Annotated in this window: 13 protein-coding genes and 2 rRNA genes (1 of these 15 running past the window's edge); 11 read left to right on the top strand and 4 right to left on the bottom strand. The window is 69.0% G+C overall.

Annotated features, from left to right (window positions below):
* Positions 1 to 345 precede the first annotated feature (345 nt).
* The 6 genes from DEJ43_RS19455 (at position 346) to DEJ43_RS19430 (ending at position 7,511) form a co-directional block, all read left to right on the top strand.
* Positions 346 to 654 carry a hypothetical protein gene (locus DEJ43_RS19455; RefSeq protein WP_024757447.1) on the top strand — a complete coding sequence of 103 codons (309 nt, stop codon included), beginning with the start codon at positions 346 to 348 and terminating at the stop codon, positions 652 to 654.
* Positions 655 to 753: 99 nt separating this feature from the next.
* Positions 754 to 1,593: a DUF8175 domain-containg protein gene (locus tag DEJ43_RS19450; RefSeq protein WP_015035086.1), complete on the top strand. Its 840-nt coding sequence runs from the start codon at positions 754 to 756 to the stop codon at positions 1,591 to 1,593.
* A complete protein-coding gene (locus DEJ43_RS19445; RefSeq protein ID WP_015035085.1) occupies positions 1,583 to 2,896 on the top strand; it encodes a membrane protein in 1,314 nt (437 codons plus the stop codon). The genes DEJ43_RS19450 and DEJ43_RS19445 overlap by 11 nt, the downstream gene beginning before the upstream one ends.
* A complete protein-coding gene (locus DEJ43_RS19440; protein WP_015035084.1) occupies positions 2,893 to 4,446 on the top strand; it encodes an SCO6880 family protein in 1,554 nt (517 codons plus the stop codon). Before DEJ43_RS19445 ends, DEJ43_RS19440 begins: the two co-directional genes overlap by 4 nt.
* Positions 4,447 to 4,466: 20 nt before the next feature.
* Complete coding sequence (locus DEJ43_RS19435; RefSeq protein ID WP_015035083.1) at positions 4,467 to 5,861, top strand: ATP-binding protein; 1,395 nt, start codon at positions 4,467 to 4,469, stop codon at positions 5,859 to 5,861.
* On the top strand, positions 5,862 to 7,511 hold the full coding sequence (locus tag DEJ43_RS19430; RefSeq protein ID WP_015035082.1) for a P-loop NTPase family protein: 1,650 nt from the start codon (positions 5,862 to 5,864) through the stop codon (positions 7,509 to 7,511).
* Positions 7,512 to 7,555: 44 nt separating this feature from the next.
* Here DEJ43_RS19430 and DEJ43_RS19425 read toward each other — a convergent pair whose 3' ends face one another.
* Positions 7,556 to 8,035 carry a MarR family transcriptional regulator gene (locus DEJ43_RS19425; RefSeq protein WP_015035081.1) on the bottom strand — a complete coding sequence of 160 codons (480 nt, stop codon included), beginning with the start codon at positions 8,033 to 8,035 and terminating at the stop codon, positions 7,556 to 7,558.
* Positions 8,036 to 8,132: 97 nt separating this feature from the next.
* Between DEJ43_RS19425 and DEJ43_RS19420 the strand changes: the two genes are divergently transcribed.
* Positions 8,133 to 8,489 carry an HGxxPAAW family protein gene (locus DEJ43_RS19420; protein ID WP_015035080.1) on the top strand — a complete coding sequence of 119 codons (357 nt, stop codon included), beginning with the start codon at positions 8,133 to 8,135 and terminating at the stop codon, positions 8,487 to 8,489.
* 44 nt (positions 8,490 to 8,533) lie between these two features.
* On the opposite strand, the gene DEJ43_RS19415 is transcribed toward DEJ43_RS19420, so the two are convergent.
* Positions 8,534 to 9,097, bottom strand: coding sequence for a GNAT family N-acetyltransferase (locus tag DEJ43_RS19415; RefSeq protein WP_015035079.1), 564 nt, complete (start codon positions 9,095 to 9,097; stop codon positions 8,534 to 8,536).
* Between the two features lie 136 nt (positions 9,098 to 9,233).
* On the opposite strand from DEJ43_RS19415, the gene DEJ43_RS19410 reads away from it, so the two are divergent.
* From DEJ43_RS19410 to DEJ43_RS19395, 4 genes are read left to right on the top strand one after another with little or no spacing between them, the layout of a single operon-like run.
* Entirely contained in the window at positions 9,234 to 10,136 is a 903-nt protein-coding gene (locus tag DEJ43_RS19410; RefSeq protein WP_015035078.1) for an ABC transporter ATP-binding protein, read from the top strand.
* Positions 10,133 to 10,945, top strand: coding sequence for an ABC transporter permease (locus DEJ43_RS19405; RefSeq protein WP_015035077.1), 813 nt, complete (start codon positions 10,133 to 10,135; stop codon positions 10,943 to 10,945). Before DEJ43_RS19410 ends, DEJ43_RS19405 begins: the two co-directional genes overlap by 4 nt.
* 12 nt (positions 10,946 to 10,957) lie before the next feature.
* Complete coding sequence (locus DEJ43_RS19400; protein ID WP_015035076.1) at positions 10,958 to 12,199, top strand: sensor histidine kinase; 1,242 nt, start codon at positions 10,958 to 10,960, stop codon at positions 12,197 to 12,199.
* A complete protein-coding gene (locus DEJ43_RS19395; RefSeq protein WP_015035075.1) occupies positions 12,196 to 12,864 on the top strand; it encodes a response regulator in 669 nt (222 codons plus the stop codon). The genes DEJ43_RS19400 and DEJ43_RS19395 overlap by 4 nt, the downstream gene beginning before the upstream one ends.
* Positions 12,865 to 12,951: 87 nt before the next feature.
* Here DEJ43_RS19395 and rrf read toward each other — a convergent pair.
* Both rrf and DEJ43_RS19385 read right to left on the bottom strand, forming a co-directional pair.
* Positions 12,952 to 13,068 (bottom strand): 5S ribosomal RNA (gene rrf, locus DEJ43_RS19390).
* Positions 13,069 to 13,142: 74 nt separating this feature from the next.
* A 23S ribosomal RNA gene (locus DEJ43_RS19385) occupies positions 13,143 to 16,240 on the bottom strand (it continues 25 nt past the right edge of the window).

Genomic DNA, 16,240 nt, shown 5'->3' with positions numbered 1-16,240 from the left:
ATGGCAGTACGCCCCGGGGGTCGAGTCTAGGCGGTGGGGCCCCCGACGGGGTCGATTGTGCGACACCCCGCGCACCCCGCCGCCGACGCCGCCCCAAGAGTGCAACAACGACAATCATTGCCCGGAGTCACCCTCCGTGATACACAGAGTGACCATACGCTTCTTTGCATAGAAACCGGCCACACCACCGCAGGTCAAGGCGGTCAAGTCGGTCAGATGTGCGGGGATCGGGTAAAGAGAGCCGTCAAGCCGTCACACGCGAGCGGTTTCATCAGCGAAGATAGGGCGATGACCCATGCCGTCCGGCAGGGGCGACTAACTACCCATACAGGGGCGGTGAGTTACATGTACCTGGCGGCCGAAAAAGGCGACATCACCACCATCATCGGTGGAATCGCCCCGAACTGGGGACCTTTCGGGAGCCTGGGCAACGAAGCCAAGGTGATGATCGAGGTCGTGATGGCCGTGGCCATCCTGCTCTGCCTCGGCATCGCCATCTGGGGAGCGGCCAAGCAGCGCATCGGCGCGACCGCCCTCCGCGACACGTTCAGCGCGGAACAGGGCAAGGGACTGATCGTCGCCGGCCTGACCGGCGTCTTCATCATCGGCTCCCTGGGGACGCTCTTCACCATCGTGTACGGGATGGCCGTCTGATACCCCGTCGGACCCCATCCACCTGAGATTGCGTTCCCTGATGTCCAGTCATGTTGCAGCAATGCCCGTACCGCGAACCAGTGAGGGGGCGTACCCGGCATGAGTCCCGGTGACGAGCACGACAGCTTCGGCGGCGTGGGCGGCTCGGGCCAGACCCGGACCCGCCTGCCCGAGGGCAACAGCGGCGACGTCTACGGCGGCGCCCGCCGCCCCGTCCGCAGCTCCCGCTCCCTCATCACGGTCGTCGGCGTGGTGGTCCTCCTCGTCGCGGCCATCGCCTTCGCCAACCGCGGCGGCGGCGACCCCGCCGACGCGGCGGGCCCCGCCAAGGACACCCCCGGCCAGAACGCCCCCACAGCGGCCACCGGCGTCCGCCCGGTCACCGGCAAGAACGGCCGAATCCCCACGGGTTACTCCCACGACGACCAGGGGGCCCAGAGCGCGGCGACGAATTACGCGGTGGCGCTGGGGTCGGCGGAGATGTTCAACGCCGCGACGCGAAGCGAAATCGTCCGGACGGTCTACGCGCCCGCCGTCGCCGCCGCGAATCAGGACGACTTCGACAAGGCGTACACCGACAAGGGATTCCTGAGCCGGGTCGGTCTCCAGGAGGACGGCTCCGCGCCGCAGGGCCTGACGTTCATCTCCCGCACCATCCCCGTGGGCTCGAAGGTGGAGAGCTACGCCGACGACAAGGCGACGGTGTCGGTCTGGTACACATCCCTGTTCGGTCTGGCCGGCGACGGTTCCAAGAACCCCGTGACCGAGGCCTGGTACACCAACTCGTACGAACTGCAGTGGGTCGACGGCGACTGGAAGGTGACCGCCCTCACCCAGAAGGACGGTCCTGTTCCCGTCGCCCGCGACCAGCGCGCGTCCACCGCACAGGAGATGCGCGACGCTGTCGGCCAGTTCGGAGGCTTCACCTATGCCCGGTAAGCGCCCCTCGCGCGGCACCAGGATCGTCGCCACGCTGGGCGCGGTCCAGACAGGCCTCGTGCTGTTCGCCGGACATGCCTTCGCGGCACCGACACCCACCCCGAGCCCGAGCCCGAGTGCGGGCAACAGCGACTGCGGCCTGATTCGTGGCCCCGCACGGGACCTCTGCGAGCAAGGGCAGACCGGTGGCGGTGGCGCGCCCGTCACCGATCCCACCTCCGCCGTCGACCCCCTCTCCTCCCTCGCCCGCGGCTGCGCCGACGCCGCCATCGCCACCGTCGACTACCTCTCCAAGGCGGTGAAGGAGACCGCCGACGTCGACTTCACCAATCTGGAGTTCCTCGGCCGGTACGCGATCGTCTTCGCCGCCGCCACCTTCCTCACCCTCCTCCTCTGGCTGCTGGCCGTCGCCAAGCGGGCCATCCGGGGTGTTCCGCTCACCACCGCCCTCTCCGAGGCGATCGGTTTCCTCTGGCTGACGGTCCTCGCCTCCGCCTTCACCCCGCTGATCCTCTACACGGTCGTCAACGCCACCGACGCCGTCACCGAGGTCATCGCCTCCGGCACCGGCCGGCAGACGGACATCTTCTTCGGCAGCTTCAAGGAGGCCCTGCAGAAGGGCGACAGCATCGGTGGCGGCCCCATCATGCTGATCATCGTGTCCCTGGTGACCGTCCTCGCCGCGGGCGTCCTGTATCTGGAGCTGTTCCTCCGCGCCGTCCTGCTGTACGTCGGCGCGCTCCTCGGTGTCGTCGTCTACTCGGGCCTCGTCGACAAGAACATGTGGGGCCACGTCCGCCGCTGGGCCGGCATCATGATCGCGATCATCCTGGTCAAGCCGGTGATCGTGATCGTTCTCGGTCTCGCCGGCGCCCTGTCCTCCGGCACCGGCCCGGACTCCTTCTCCGCCGTCGTGTCGGGCCTGGCGATCATCCTGCTCGCGATCTTCGCCTCCGCGATGATCTACCGTTTCGTCCCCGGCTTCGGCGACGAGATCGCCGCGTCCCGCAACAACCGTCTGCACCGCGCCGGCGAGAACGCGGCCGCGGCCGTCATCTCCTCTCCCGCCTCCCTCGTCTCGCAGGGCATCAAGACCCACAGTTCCCGTCCCGACAGCGGAGGCGGCGGCCAGGCCTCCCAGCCGGCCCGTGCCGCCAATCCGATGTCCGGCGGCATGGCCGCCCACAGCAGCCGCGGCAGCGGCGGCGGCGGAGCGACTCCCCCGCCCGCCCCCCGTAGCAGCAGCCCCACCGCGGGCACCCCGCACAGCAACCGCAAGAACTCTGGAGGTGGAGGGCGTTGACGACCCAGTCCCAGCCGGTCGCGCCCCGCCGTACGTATCTCGTGGGCCGCGCCCGGCCCAACGCGATCGTCGGCAAGAACCGCGAGACCGGCGAGATCGCCCTGATCATCGTCGGCGCCTTCCTCGGCATGATGAGCGGACTCCTCGTCCCCCTCCTCCCCCTGCGGATCGCGCTCCTCGCCGGCCTGCCCATGCTGGCGATCGCCGCCGTGTACCTCCCGTACAAGCACCGCACGTTCTACAAGTGGTTCGAGATCAACCGCAGCTACAAGCGGATGCTGAAGCGCGGCACGGCCTACCGTTCCGTTGTCGCGGAGGCCGGCACCCGTCTGGACGGCCGTGAGGTCGAGGTCGGCCCGCCGCCCGGCATCGGCCGCGTCGGCTGGCTCGCGGCCCCGTTCGGCCCCGACGAGATCGCCGTCCTGCTGCACGCCGACCGCCGCACCGTCACGGCCGCCATCGAGATCGAGGGCCCCGGTGTCGGCCTGCGCGACAGCGAGGACCAGGAGGCCCTGGTCGACCGCTTCGGCACCCTCCTCAAGCACGTCGCCAACGGAGACGGCTTCGTCACCCGCCTCCAGATGCTGGCCCGTACGCTCCCCGCCGACCCCGACGCCCACGCCAAGGACGTCGGCCAGCGCGGCGACCCCCACGCGCCCGCGTGGCTCCAGGAGTCGTACGAGCAGCTCCAGTCCATGGTGTCCACGTCCAGCGAGCAGCACCGCGCCTATCTGGTCGCCTGCATGCACTACACGCGGGAGCTCGCCGCCGAGGCCAACGCCATGGCCCGCGCCGCCAAGCACGCCTCCGGCGCCCGCAAGCTCGACCGGGACGCCGGTCTCGCCGTGGTCATGGCCCGTGAGCTCACCGACATCTGTGCCCGGCTCGCCGAGGCCGACATCCGGGTCCGCCAGCCGCTCGGCCAGTCCCGGCTCGCCTCCCTGGTGCACTCCATGTACGACCCGGACCACCCCATCGACCACATCCAGGCCATGACGAAACGAAACGCTTGGCCGGCCGAACTGGACGCGATGGAGCCCACGTACCTCCAGGCGAAGACCCGCGAGTCCTCCACCCGCGCCCCCTGGTGCCACGCCACCGCCTGGGTGAAGGAGTGGCCGATGACCCCCGTCGGCGTCAACTTCCTCGCCCCGCTGCTCGTCCACACCCCGGACGTGATCCGTACGGTCGCCGTGACCATGGATCTGGAGCCCACCGAGGTCGCCATCGAGCGGATGCTCACCGAGAAGACCAACGACGAGGCCGACGCGAGCCGCGCCGCCAAGATGAACCGCACGGTCGACCCGCGCGACATCGCCGCCCACGGCCGGCTCGACCAGCGGGGTGAAGATCTCGCCAGTGGCGCGGCAGGAGTGAACCTCGTCGGGTACATCACGGTGTCGTCGCGTTCGCCCGAGGCCCTGGCCCGGGACAAGCGCACGATCAGGGCCTCGGCCGGCAAGTCGTATCTGAAGCTGGAGTGGTGCGACCGCGAGCACCACCGGGCCTTTGTGAACACCTTGCCGTTCGCGACCGGCATCCGCCGCTAGGGCCGAAGGGGCACAGACCCATGCGAGATCCGCTGTCCGTCCTCACCGACGCCTTCACCTCCTTCGTCTTCGGCAAGGTGGAGACGACCCGGCTGCCCGTCCGCACCTCCACGGGGCAGGCGCAGGCCGTCTACCTGCCGACCGCCGCCCCGGGCCTCGGCGACTCCGGCGTGATCATCGGCCGCGAGGTCTACAGCGGCAAGGGCTACATCTACGACCCCTTCCAGCTGTACGGGCAGCAGCTCCCCGCCCCGCACTGGCTGGTCCTCGGCGAGTCCGGCAACGGCAAGTCGGCCCTGGAGAAGACGTACGTCCTGCGCCAGCTCCGTTTCCGCGACCGGCAGGTCGTCGTCCTCGACGCCCAGGGCGAGGACGGCGTCGGCGAGTGGAACCTCATCGCCCAGGAGCTGGGGATAACTCCCATCCGCCTGGACCCCATGGTCGCCAACGACTCCGGGATCCGCCTCAACCCGCTCGACCCCTCGATCACCACGACCGGGCAGCTGGCCCTGCTCCGTACGATCATCGAGGTGGCGATGGGCCACGGCCTCGACGAGCGTTCCGGCTTCGCGCTCAAGGTCGCCCACGCGTACGTCGTCGAGCACACCACCCACCGCCAGCCGATCCTCACCGACATCGTGGAGCGGCTCCGCCACCCGGAGGCGGAATCCGCCGAGGCGATGAACGTCGACATAGACGATGTACGGGCCTGGGGCCTGGACGTGGCCCTCGTCCTCGACCGCCTCGTCGACGGTGACCTCCGGGGCATGTTCGACGGCCCGACGACCGTCGGCATCGACCTCGACGCGCCCCTGATCGTCTTCGACCTCTCCCACATCGACCGCAACTCCATCGCCATGCCGATCCTGATGGCGATCGTCGGCGTCTGGCTGGAGCACACCTGGATCCGCCCCGACCGGAAGAAGCGCATCTTCCTCGTCGAGGAGGCCTGGCACATCATCAACAGCCCCTTCGTGGCGCAGCTGTTCCAGCGGCTGCTCAAGTTCGGGCGGCGGCTCGGCCTGTCCTTCGTCGCGGTCGTCCACCACCTCTCCGACGTCGTCGACGGGGCGGCGGCCAAGGAGGCCGCGGCGATCCTCAAGATGGCCTCCACCCGGACCATCTACGCCCAGAAGGCCGACGAGGCCCGCAACACGGGCCGGGTCCTCGGCCTGCCCCGCTGGGCGGTCGAGATCATCCCGACCCTCACCCCCGGCATCGCCGTCTGGGACGTCAACGGCAACGTGCAGGTGGTCAAGCACCTCATCACCGAACGGGAACGCCCGCTGGTCTACACCGACCGCGCCATGACGGAGGCATCCGTCACGGACCCGGAACTGGAGTGGGAGACGGAGCAGCGGGCCATCCTCATCGAGCAGCAGATGAACGGCACTTCGCAGTCGACGGTGGCGTAGATGGAATCAGCACGGAAGGGTGGGGGCGGGATCTCCGACGGGCTGCTGCTCAGCCTGTTCGCCCTCCTCCTCTGCCTCACGGTCCTGGTCTGGACGGCGACCGGCCTGTCCGGCCTCTTCGCCCACGGCGCCTGGCCGCGGGGCGTCGCCTTCACCGGTACGCCCTCGGCCCTGCGCTCGCTGGCGACGGCCCCGACGGACCTCCCGGCCGCCTGGCCGGCCACGCCCCCGGCCGAGCTGTCGGGCTACGGCCTGTTCTGGGGCCTGCTGATCGGCGAGGCGATGATCCTGATGGTCCTCGCGGTCTTCACCCTGGGCACGGTGGCCCGCTGGCGAGCGGTCCGGGCGAGGCGGAAGGCGGGGGCGTACGGGACGACTCCCGTACGAGCGCCCCGGGAGCCGGCAGGGGAGGAGCCCGTAGGGGAGCCTGTACGGGAGCCGGTACGGGGCCCGGTGCGGGAGCCGCTACAGGACCCGGAACGGGAGCTCTTGCGGAAGCCCGCTCCCCCGGCCCCCCGCCGCCCGTCCCAGGCCCACGGCGAGGCTCAGGCACCGCCCCAGGCACCGGTCCCGGCACCGCCCCAGGCACCGTCGCAGCCGGAGCTGCTCCAGGCGTCTGATCCGGGTCCGGCCACCCCGCTCCCGCCCGCACCGGCAGCCTTCGCCCCGTCGCCGGCCACCGTCCCGACCCCCGCCCCGGCCGTGGCCCCGCCCCCGGCCGCCACCGGAACCCGCACCTTCTACGGCCCCCCGGAGGCGCGCCGCCCCGTCGCCGTCCAGGCTGTCCGGGAGGCCGAAGGCCCGGTCCTGGTCGTCACCTCCGACCCCACCGTCTGGTCCGCGACCAAGGACGCCCGGGCCAAGCTCGGCCCGGTCCTGGTCCACGACCCAGGCCACCTCTGCGACACCCCGGCGCGACTCCACTGGTCGCCGTCCGAGGGCTGCGAGGACCCCGCGGTGGCGCAGGAACGGGCGATCGCCCTCCTGGCCCCGGTGCGCCCGCACTCCCGTCTGGACGCGGCGACGGCGGACACCGCGGAAACGCTCCTGCGCTGCTGGCTGCACGCGGCCGCCGTCGACGGCCGCCCGTTCCGCCAGGTCCACCGCTGGGCCCAGGGAGCCGGCGCCCACGAACCCGTACGCATCCTCCGCAGCCACCCCAAGGCGGCTTCCGGTCACGCGGGACTTCTCGAGTCGGCGCTCACCGCGCACCCCGAAAGCCGCCGCCTGGCCCAGGAACTGACGGCCCGTGCGCTGGCGTCGCTGTCCTCGGTCCACATCAGGGAGGCCTGCACCCCGAATCGAACGGATTCGCTGGCACTGGCATCTTTCCTGCCCGAAGGGGGCACCCTCTATGTGGTGGGGGAACCGATCGAGGATCCCCGCACCCGCCCCGGCGCGATGCCGCTCCTGACGGCGCTCGCCGCAAGCGTGGTCGAGCACGGCCGCCGCATGGCCGCACGGTCATCCGACGGTCGGCTCGACCCACCACTGACGCTCGTCCTCGACGACGTGGCGGCCGTCGCGCCGCTTCCCCGGCTCCCGGAGCTCCTCGCCGCCGGATCCGACCAGGGCCTGCCGACCCTGGCCCTGATGCGCTCCCCGGAGCAGGCCCGCAGTCGCTGGCCGGAGACCACCCTCAGCCGCTGAGGCCCTCGCGGGCCCGCCCGGGAGACAGAGCTCCCGGCCGGGAGTCAGAGGGCGCGGCCGCGCAGGGAGTGCAGATGGGCCCGGGCGGCCTCGGCGGCGTGGGTGAACCAGTCGGCGATGACCGCGGTCTCCTCCGGTGTGTACCGGGCGAAGACGTCCTCGAGGCGGGCGTAGAACGGCTGGTAGAGCGCGACGACCCGCGCGGCCGCTTCGGGGTCCGCGACCACGCGCACCCGCCGCCGGTCGGCCGGGTCAGGGGCCCGGCGGGCGTAGCCGGCCTTCTCCAGACGGTTGAGCACGCCGGTCACCGCCCCCGTGGTGAGGTTGGCGCGCTCCGCCAGGTCTCCGGCCGAGAGCGGGTCCTCGCCGGCGCCGAGCACGTGCCCGAGACAGGTCAAGTCGGTCACGTTGATGCCGAGGGCCTGGGCGACCTCCTGCTGGCCGATGAAGCCCAGGGCCACGTACGCGTCCATCCGGTGGATCGCCTCGCCGACCGTGGCCGGGGGACGGCTCTTGCCCTCCACGCAGAGACTCCTTAGCATCTAAGTTACTTAGCTCGTGAGATAAAGCGTCTCACCGATGCCTTCATCCTGCCTGCCCCGACACCCTCCAGGAGCATCCATGAGTGCCCACGGCGACGTCGACCTCGGCCACACCCTGGCCGGATGGACCGGAACCGCCCTCGCCGCACTGGGCGCCGCCGTCGCCGGAGCCGGGATGTGCCTCGACCGCACCTGGGCCCTCTGGCTCGGCGCCGCACTCGTCGTGCTCGCCGCCGCCACGACCTGGACGCTTCACCTGACGGGCTGGGGCAAACCCTCCGGCCCCCGCCCGGCCGACCAGTGGGACTGGCGGGTCCGCGACACCGGCGCCCGCAACGGCCACCCCGACTGCCTCGGCTGCCGCCTCGCGGGCCGCCGACTCACGGCCACCGCCCGGACGCGCCCACACCCCGAACCGTCCCCGATCCGCCCCTGATCCGACCCGGATCCGGCCCGGCGCCGTGACTCCACCCCCGGCGGCTACGCCGACGCGGGCCGCCGCACCTCGTACTCCTCCTCCATCGCGGTGTCGTGCCCCGGCACCGCCACCCGGTCGCCCGTCGCCACGAAGCCGAACCGGCGGTAGAACGCGGCGGCCCGCGCGTTGTCCTCGTGGACGTACAGCCGCACCCGCTCGATCGGCCCCGCCAGCGACCAGGACCACTCGATCCCCGCACGGAACAGCGCGTCGATCACACCCGTCCCACGGGCCTCAGGGCGCACATAGACGCCGACGATGTGCGTCTGGTCGACCTTCGCCGCCTCCCCGAACCGCACCTCCGACGAAGGCCGCTCCACGAGCAGCGAGATCGTCCCCGCCCAACTCCCGTCCGGGGCCTCGGCGACGAACTGCCGCACGTTCCCGTCACCGCTCTCGGACGCCCCCTCGGCACGCTCCTGCCAGAAGGAGTCTGGGCGCTGCACCGCCGCCTCGTAGGTGTCGAGGAACGCGAGGTGCGCGACCGGATCGCGCAGAGCAGCCAGACGGATCTCGCGGGTCTGCTCCCACTCGTCGGCGCGGATGACTCGAATCGAATAGTCCATGCGCCCGATCCTCCGTGGACCACACCCCCCTGACAAGGGCTTTTGTGCCGCCGTCGTACCCAGGTACGACGGCGGCGCCCCGTCTCCCGACCACGGTCGGACGTTCCGCCACCGCCCGCTCCCTAGCGTCGGAGACATGATCCGAGCAGAGAACCTCACCAAGCGGTACGGCGACACCACCGTCGTCCAGGACCTCAGCTTCACCGTCCACCCCGGCGCCGTCACCGGTTTCCTCGGCCCCAACGGCGCCGGAAAGTCCACCACCCTCCGCATGATCCTCGGCCTGGACGCCCCCACCCGCGGCCACGCCACCGTCGACGGCCGCCCCTACGCCCGCCACACCGCCCCGCTCACCCGCGTCGGCGCCCTCCTCGAAGCCCGCTCCACCCACCCCGGCCGCTCGGCCCGCCACCACCTCACGGCCCTCGCCCTCACCCACGGCATCCCGCGCTCCCGCGTCGACCGGGTCCTCGCCCTCGCCGGCCTCACCCAGGTCGCCGACAAGCGCGTGAAGGGCTTCTCGCTCGGCATGGGCCAGCGCCTCGGCATCGCCGCCGCCCTCCTCGGCGACCCGGCCACCGTCGTCCTCGACGAGCCGGTCAACGGCCTGGACCCCGAGGGCGTGCTCTGGATCCGCACCCTCCTCAAGTCCCTGGCCGCCGAGGGCCGTACGGTCCTGGTCTCCTCCCACCTGATGAGCGAGATGGCCCTCACCGCCGACCACCTGATCGTCATCGGCAAGGGCCGGCTGCTCGCCGACACCACCGTCGACGCCCTCGTCCGCGCCTCCGGCGGCGCCGCCGTGAAGGTCGTCACCCCGGAGCCAGACCGGCTGCGCGACCTGCTCCCGGGCGCGGGGATCACCGTGGAGGCCCCCGACACCCTCCTCGTGACCGGCCCGGACGCCCCCGAGATCGGCCGCACGGCCGCCGCCCACGGCCTCCCCCTCCACGAACTGACCCCCCAGGCCGCCTCCCTGGAGCAGGCGTTCATGGCCCTCACCCACGACTCCGTCGAATACCAGGGAGCCCCCGCATGACCACGACGACCCCCGCCCCGGCCACCGTCCCGACGCCCACCGGCGGCCCCGCGCTCAGCCACGCGCGCGTACTCCGCTCCGAGTGGCACAAGCTGTGGACCGTCCGCTCCACCTGGACCACGGTCCTCAGCGCCGTCGCGCTCGTCCTCGGCGTCGGCCTCCTCATGGGCGCCACCTACACCTCCGGCGGCGGCGACTCCGACGTCGACACCGTCATCCTCACCCTGTACGGCACCCAGCTCGGCGCCATCGCCCTCGCCGTCCTCGGCATCCTCGTCACCGCCGGCGAGTACGCGACCGGCCTGATCCGCTCCACCCTCACCGCCGTCCCCGGCCGCCTCCCCGTCCTGTGGGCGAAGGCCGCCGTCTACACCGGCGCCGTCCTCGCTCTCTCCTTCCTCACCGACCTGCTGACCTTCCTCGCCGCCCAGGTCTTCCTCTCCGACACCGACCAGGCCGCCTCCCTCACCGACGACGGCGTCCTCGCCGCGATCGCGGGCAACGCCGCGGGCATCACCCTCCTCGGCCTGATCGCCCTCGGCCTCGGCGCCGCACTGCGCTCGGTGCCCGGCGCGATCGGCGCCTTCGTCGGCGGCGTGATGATCCTGCCCGAGGTCCTCGGCATGCTCCCGTACGAGGCCGTGGAGACGGCCGTCCGGTACTTCCCCACCCAGGCCGCCGGCGCCCTCGGCTCCGCGACCCCGATCCCCGGCGCCGCCTCCCCCGGCGCCGCCCTCCTCGCCCTCGTCCTCTGGGCGGCCGCGACGCTCACCGTGCCCGCGCTGTTGCTCAAGCGCCGGGACGTATGAGGAGATGATCACGTGACCACGGAGACGGCACGGGAGACGGCGACCACACCGACGCGCCTCAGCCGCTCCCTCCAGCAGCTGACCGCACGCGCGCGTGCCGCCGACGTCCGCCGCCCCTGGGTGTGGGACACCACGCTGACCCTCTTCTGGACGGCGGCGGCGCTCGTGGACGCGTCCGGCGGCTGGCGGAACACCGCCCCCGACCCGACCGTCCCGCCCTGGCTCGTGATCACCCTCAGCCTGGCCCTCGCCCTGCCGCTGTACGGGCGCCGCCGCCACCCCACGGCCGTCCTCGCCGTGATGGCCTGCGCGGCGCTCGTCAGCGCCGCGTCGGGCGCCGCCCTCCAGGCCTGCTACCTCCAGCTCGTCCCGCTCTTCCAACTCGCCCTCACCCGCCCGCCCCGCGCCCTCCTGTGGGCCCTGGGCCTGCTCCTCCCCCCGCTCGTCGCCGGCGCCGTCCGCTTCCCCCGGGGCAGCTGGGACCAGCACGTCGTGCCGACCCTGACGTCGTACGCCCTCGTCGCCCTCCTCGGCATCGCGGTCCGCTCCCGCAGGGACCACACGGCGGCCCTCGTCGACCGGGCCCGCCGCCTGGAGATCGAACGCGACCAGGAGATCCGGCTCGCGGCCGCCGCCGAACGCACCCGGATCGCCCGCGAGATGCACGACATCATCGGCCACAACCTCTCGGTCATCACGGGCCTCGCGGACGGCGGCCGGTACGCGGCCGCCAGGAGCCCGGAGCGCGCCGCCCAGGCCCTCGACGCCATCGGTACGACGAGCCGCGAGGCCCTCGCCGAACTCCGCCGCCTCCTCGGCGTCCTGCGCGCGGACGAGCCGGAGGCGGCCCGCGACCCGCAGCCCACCCTGGCCGACCTCGACGCCCTGATCACCGGCGTACGCAAGGCAGGCCTGCCCGTACGCCTCGACCGCCCCGACACCCCCACGGCCCAACCCCTCCCGCCGGGCGCCCAGCTGACGGTCTACCGGGTCGTCCAGGAAGCCCTGACGAACACCCTCAAGCACGCGGGCGAGGGAGCGACGGCGACGGTCCTCCTGACGTACACCCCTCAGGACGTACGGGCGGAGATCACGAACACGGGAGTGCAGGCCCCGGCCGCACCGCCCGGCCAGGGCATCACGGGCATGCGGGAACGCGCGGCGCTCTACGACGGCACCCTTGAAAGCGGCCCGCTGCCGACCGGCGGCTGGCGGGTCGGACTGCGACTCCCCCGGGAGGGCTCCCCCTCGTGACGACCGTTCTCATCGCCGACGACCAGCCGATGCAGCGCTTCGGCTTCCGCATGCTGCTGGAGAGCCAGGACGACATGACCGTCGTCGGCGAGGCCTCGAACGGCACCGAGGCGGTCCGGCTGGTCGACCGGCACCACCCCGACGTCGTCCTGATGGACATCAGGATGCCCGGCCTCGACGGCATCGAGGCCACCCGTCGGATCATCACCACCGGCGCCCGCACCCGCGTCCTGATCGTCACCACCTTCGACCTCGACGAGTACGCGTACGACGGCCTGCGCGCCGGCGCCAGCGGCTTCCTGGTGAAGGACGCCCAGCCGGAGGAACTCCTGGCCGGCATCCGCGCGGTCGCGAGCGGCGACGCGGTCGTCGCCCCGAGCCTCACCCGCCGGCTCCTGGACGCCTACATCCACCACCTCCCGCAGTCCCCCACGGCGGACCCCGACCCGGAGGACCCCCGCCTCGCCACGCTCACCGAGCGGGAACGCGAGATCCTCACCGTCATCGGCCAGGGCTGGACCAACACCGAGATCGCCGAACGCCTCCACCTCGCGGAATCGACGGTGAAGACCCACGTCGGCCGCATCCTGGCGAAGACGGGCGCCCGCGACCGCGTCCAGGCGGTGATCCTGGCCTACGACACCCAACTCGTCACGCCGGCCTGACCGACCCGCAAGGAGCGCGAAAGGGTTCCGGCCCCAGAACGCAGAAAAGCCCCGCACCATGAGGTGCGGGGCTTTCCCACAATGATTGTTCGGCGGCGTCCTACTCTCCCACAGGGTCCCCCCTGCAGTACCATCGGCGCTGAAAGGCTTAGCTTCCGGGTTCGGAATGTAACCGGGCGTTTCCCTAACGCTATGACCACCGAAACTCTATGAAGTTGAACTCAACCAGCAAAAGGGAGTTCGTTACTTCAGAACTAACACAGTGGACGCGAGCAACTGAGGACAAGCCCTCGGCCTATTAGTACCGGTCAGCTCCACCCATTACTGGGCTTCCACATCCGGCCTATCAACCCAGTCGTCTACTGGGAGCCTTACCCTCTCAAGGAGGTGGGAATACTCATCTCGAAGCAGGCTTCCCGCTTAGATGCTTTCAGCGGTTATCCCTCCCGAACGTAGCCAACCAGCCATGCCCTTGGCAGGACAACTGGCACACCAGAGGTTCGTCCGTCCCGGTCCTCTCGTACTAGGGACAGCCCTTCTCAATATTCCTACGCGCACAGCGGATAGGGACCGAACTGTCTCACGACGTTCTAAACCCAGCTCGCGTACCGCTTTAATGGGCGAACAGCCCAACCCTTGGGACCGACTCCAGCCCCAGGATGCGACGAGCCGACATCGAGGTGCCAAACCATCCCGTCGATATGGACTCTTGGGGAAGATCAGCCTGTTATCCCCGGGGTACCTTTTATCCGTTGAGCGACGGCGCTTCCACAAGCCACCGCCGGATCACTAGTCCCGACTTTCGTCCCTGCTCGACCCGTCGGTCTCACAGTCAAGCTCCCTTGTGCACTTACACTCAACACCTGATTGCCAACCAGGCTGAGGGAACCTTTGGGCGCCTCCGTTACCCTTTGGGAGGCAACCGCCCCAGTTAAACTACCCATCAGACACTGTCCCTGATCCGGATCACGGACCGAGGTTAGACATCCAGCACGACCAGAGTGGTATTTCAACGGCGACTCCACCATGACTGGCGTCACGGCTTCAAAGTCTCCCACCTATCCTACACAAGCCGAACCGAACACCAATATCAAACTGTAGTAAAGGTCCCGGGGTCTTTCCGTCCTGCTGCGCGAAACGAGCATCTTTACTCGTAGTGCAATTTCACCGGGCCTATGGTTGAGACAGTCGAGAAGTCGTTACGCCATTCGTGCAGGTCGGAACTTACCCGACAAGGAATTTCGCTACCTTAGGATGGTTATAGTTACCACCGCCGTTTACTGGCGCTTAAGTTCTCAGCTTCGCCCTGTCGAAACAGAGCTAACCGGTCCCCTTAACGTTCCAGCACCGGGCAGGCGTCAGTCCGTATACATCGCCTTACGGCTTCGCACGGACCTGTGTTTTTAGTAAACAGTCGCTTCTCGCTGGTCTCTGCGGCCACCCCCAGCTCAGGAGGAAAACTCCATCACCAGGCGTGGCCCCCCTTCTCCCGAAGTTACGGGGGCATTTTGCCGAGTTCCTTAACCATAGTTCACCCGAACGCCTCGGTATTCTCTACCTGACCACCTGAGTCGGTTTAGGGTACGGGCCGCCATGAAACTCGCTAGAGGCTTTTCTCGACAGCATAGGATCATCCACTTCACCACAATCGGCTCGGCATCAGGTCTCAGCCTTAATGTGTGACGGATTTGCCTATCACACGGCCTACACCCTTACCCCGGGACAACCACCGCCCGGGCTGGACTACCTTCCTGCGTCACCCCATCGCTTACCTACTACCACCTTGGGTCAGCGGCTCCACCACTTTCCTTTCCCCGAAGGGTCCGGAACGGCTTCACGGCCTTAGCATTAATGGGCTCGATATTGGGCGTTTCAAAGCGGGTACCGGAATATCAACCGGTTGTCCATCGACTACGCCTGTCGGCCTCGCCTTAGGTCCCGACTTACCCTGGGCAGATCAGCTTGACCCAGGAACCCTTAGTCAATCGGCGCACACGTTTCTCACGTGTGTATCGCTACTCATGCCTGCATTCTCACTCGTGAACCGTCCACAACTCGCTTCCGCGGCTGCTTCACCCGGCACACGACGCTCCCCTACCCATCACAGCGGGCGTTGGCCCTATTGCTGCAATGACACGACTTCGGCGGTACGCTTGAGCCCCGCTACATTGTCGGCGCGGAATCACTTGACCAGTGAGCTATTACGCACTCTTTCAAGGGTGGCTGCTTCTAAGCCAACCTCCTGGTTGTCTCTGCGACTCCACATCCTTTCCCACTTAGCGTACGCTTAGGGGCCTTAGTCGATGCTCTGGGCTGTTTCCCTCTCGACCATGGAGCTTATCCCCCACAGTCTCACTGCCGTGCTCTCACTTACCGGCATTCGGAGTTTGGCTAAGGTCAGTAACCCGGTAGGGCCCATCGCCTATCCAGTGCTCTACCTCCGGCAAGAAACACACGACGCTGCACCTAAATGCATTTCGGGGAGAACCAGCTATCACGGAGTTTGATTGGCCTTTCACCCCTAACCACAGGTCATCCCCCAGGTTTTCAACCCTGGTGGGTTCGGTCCTCCACGAAGTCTTACCTCCGCTTCAACCTGCCCATGGCTAGATCACTCCGCTTCGGGTCTTGAGCGCGCTACTGAATCGCCCTATTCGGACTCGCTTTCGCTACGGCTTCCCCACACGGGTTAACCTCGCAACGCACCGCAAACTCGCAGGCTCATTCTTCAAAAGGCACGCAGTCACGACCCATTGGGTAAACCCAATGAGCGACGCTCCCACGGCTTGTAGGCACACGGTTTCAGGTACTATTTCACTCCGCTCCCGCGGTACTTTTCACCATTCCCTCACGGTACTATCCGCTATCGGTCACCAGGGAATATTTAGGCTTAGCGGGTGGTCCCGCCAGATTCACACGGGATTTCTCGGGCCCCGTGCTACTTGGGTGTCTCTCAAACGAGCCGTCAATGTTTCAGCTACGGGGGTCTTACCCTCTACGCCGGACCTTTCGCATGTCCTTCGCCTACATCAACGGTTTCTGACTCGTCTCACAGCCGGCAGACTGTGAAAGAGAGATCCCACAACCCCGCATGCGCAACCCCTGCCGGGTATCACACGCATACGGTTTGGCCTCATCCGGTTTCGCTCGCCACTACTCCCGGAATCACGGTTGTTTTCTCTTCCTGAGGGTACTGAGATGTTTCACTTCCCCTCGTTCCCTCCACATGCCCTATGTGTTCAGGCATGGGTGACAGCCCATGACGACTGCCGGGTTTCCCCATTCGGAAACCCCCGGATCAAAGCCTGGTTGACGGCTCCCCGGGGACTATCGTGGCCTCCCACGTCCTTCATCGGTTCCTGGTGCCAAGGCATCC

Source organism: Streptomyces venezuelae ATCC 10712, assembly GCF_008639165.1.
GTDB lineage: Bacteria > Actinomycetota > Actinomycetes > Streptomycetales > Streptomycetaceae > Streptomyces > Streptomyces venezuelae.
The sequence above is the reverse complement of the archived record's forward strand: the minus strand, read 5'-3'. Positions and strand labels throughout refer to the sequence as shown.

Coding starts and splice junctions, on each gene's coding strand:
- DEJ43_RS19455 (WP_024757447.1), top strand. CDS start 346: ATGTACCTGGCGGCCGAAAAAGGCGACATCACCACCATCATCGGTGGA.
- DEJ43_RS19450 (WP_015035086.1), top strand. CDS start 754: ATGAGTCCCGGTGACGAGCACGACAGCTTCGGCGGCGTGGGCGGCTCG.
- DEJ43_RS19445 (WP_015035085.1), top strand. CDS start 1,583: ATGCCCGGTAAGCGCCCCTCGCGCGGCACCAGGATCGTCGCCACGCTG.
- DEJ43_RS19435 (WP_015035083.1), top strand. CDS start 4,467: ATGCGAGATCCGCTGTCCGTCCTCACCGACGCCTTCACCTCCTTCGTC.
- DEJ43_RS19430 (WP_015035082.1), top strand. CDS start 5,862: ATGGAATCAGCACGGAAGGGTGGGGGCGGGATCTCCGACGGGCTGCTG.
- DEJ43_RS19420 (WP_015035080.1), top strand. CDS start 8,133: ATGAGTGCCCACGGCGACGTCGACCTCGGCCACACCCTGGCCGGATGG.
- DEJ43_RS19415 (WP_015035079.1), bottom strand. CDS start 9,097: ATGGACTATTCGATTCGAGTCATCCGCGCCGACGAGTGGGAGCAGACC.
- DEJ43_RS19410 (WP_015035078.1), top strand. CDS start 9,234: ATGATCCGAGCAGAGAACCTCACCAAGCGGTACGGCGACACCACCGTC.
- DEJ43_RS19405 (WP_015035077.1), top strand. CDS start 10,133: ATGACCACGACGACCCCCGCCCCGGCCACCGTCCCGACGCCCACCGGC.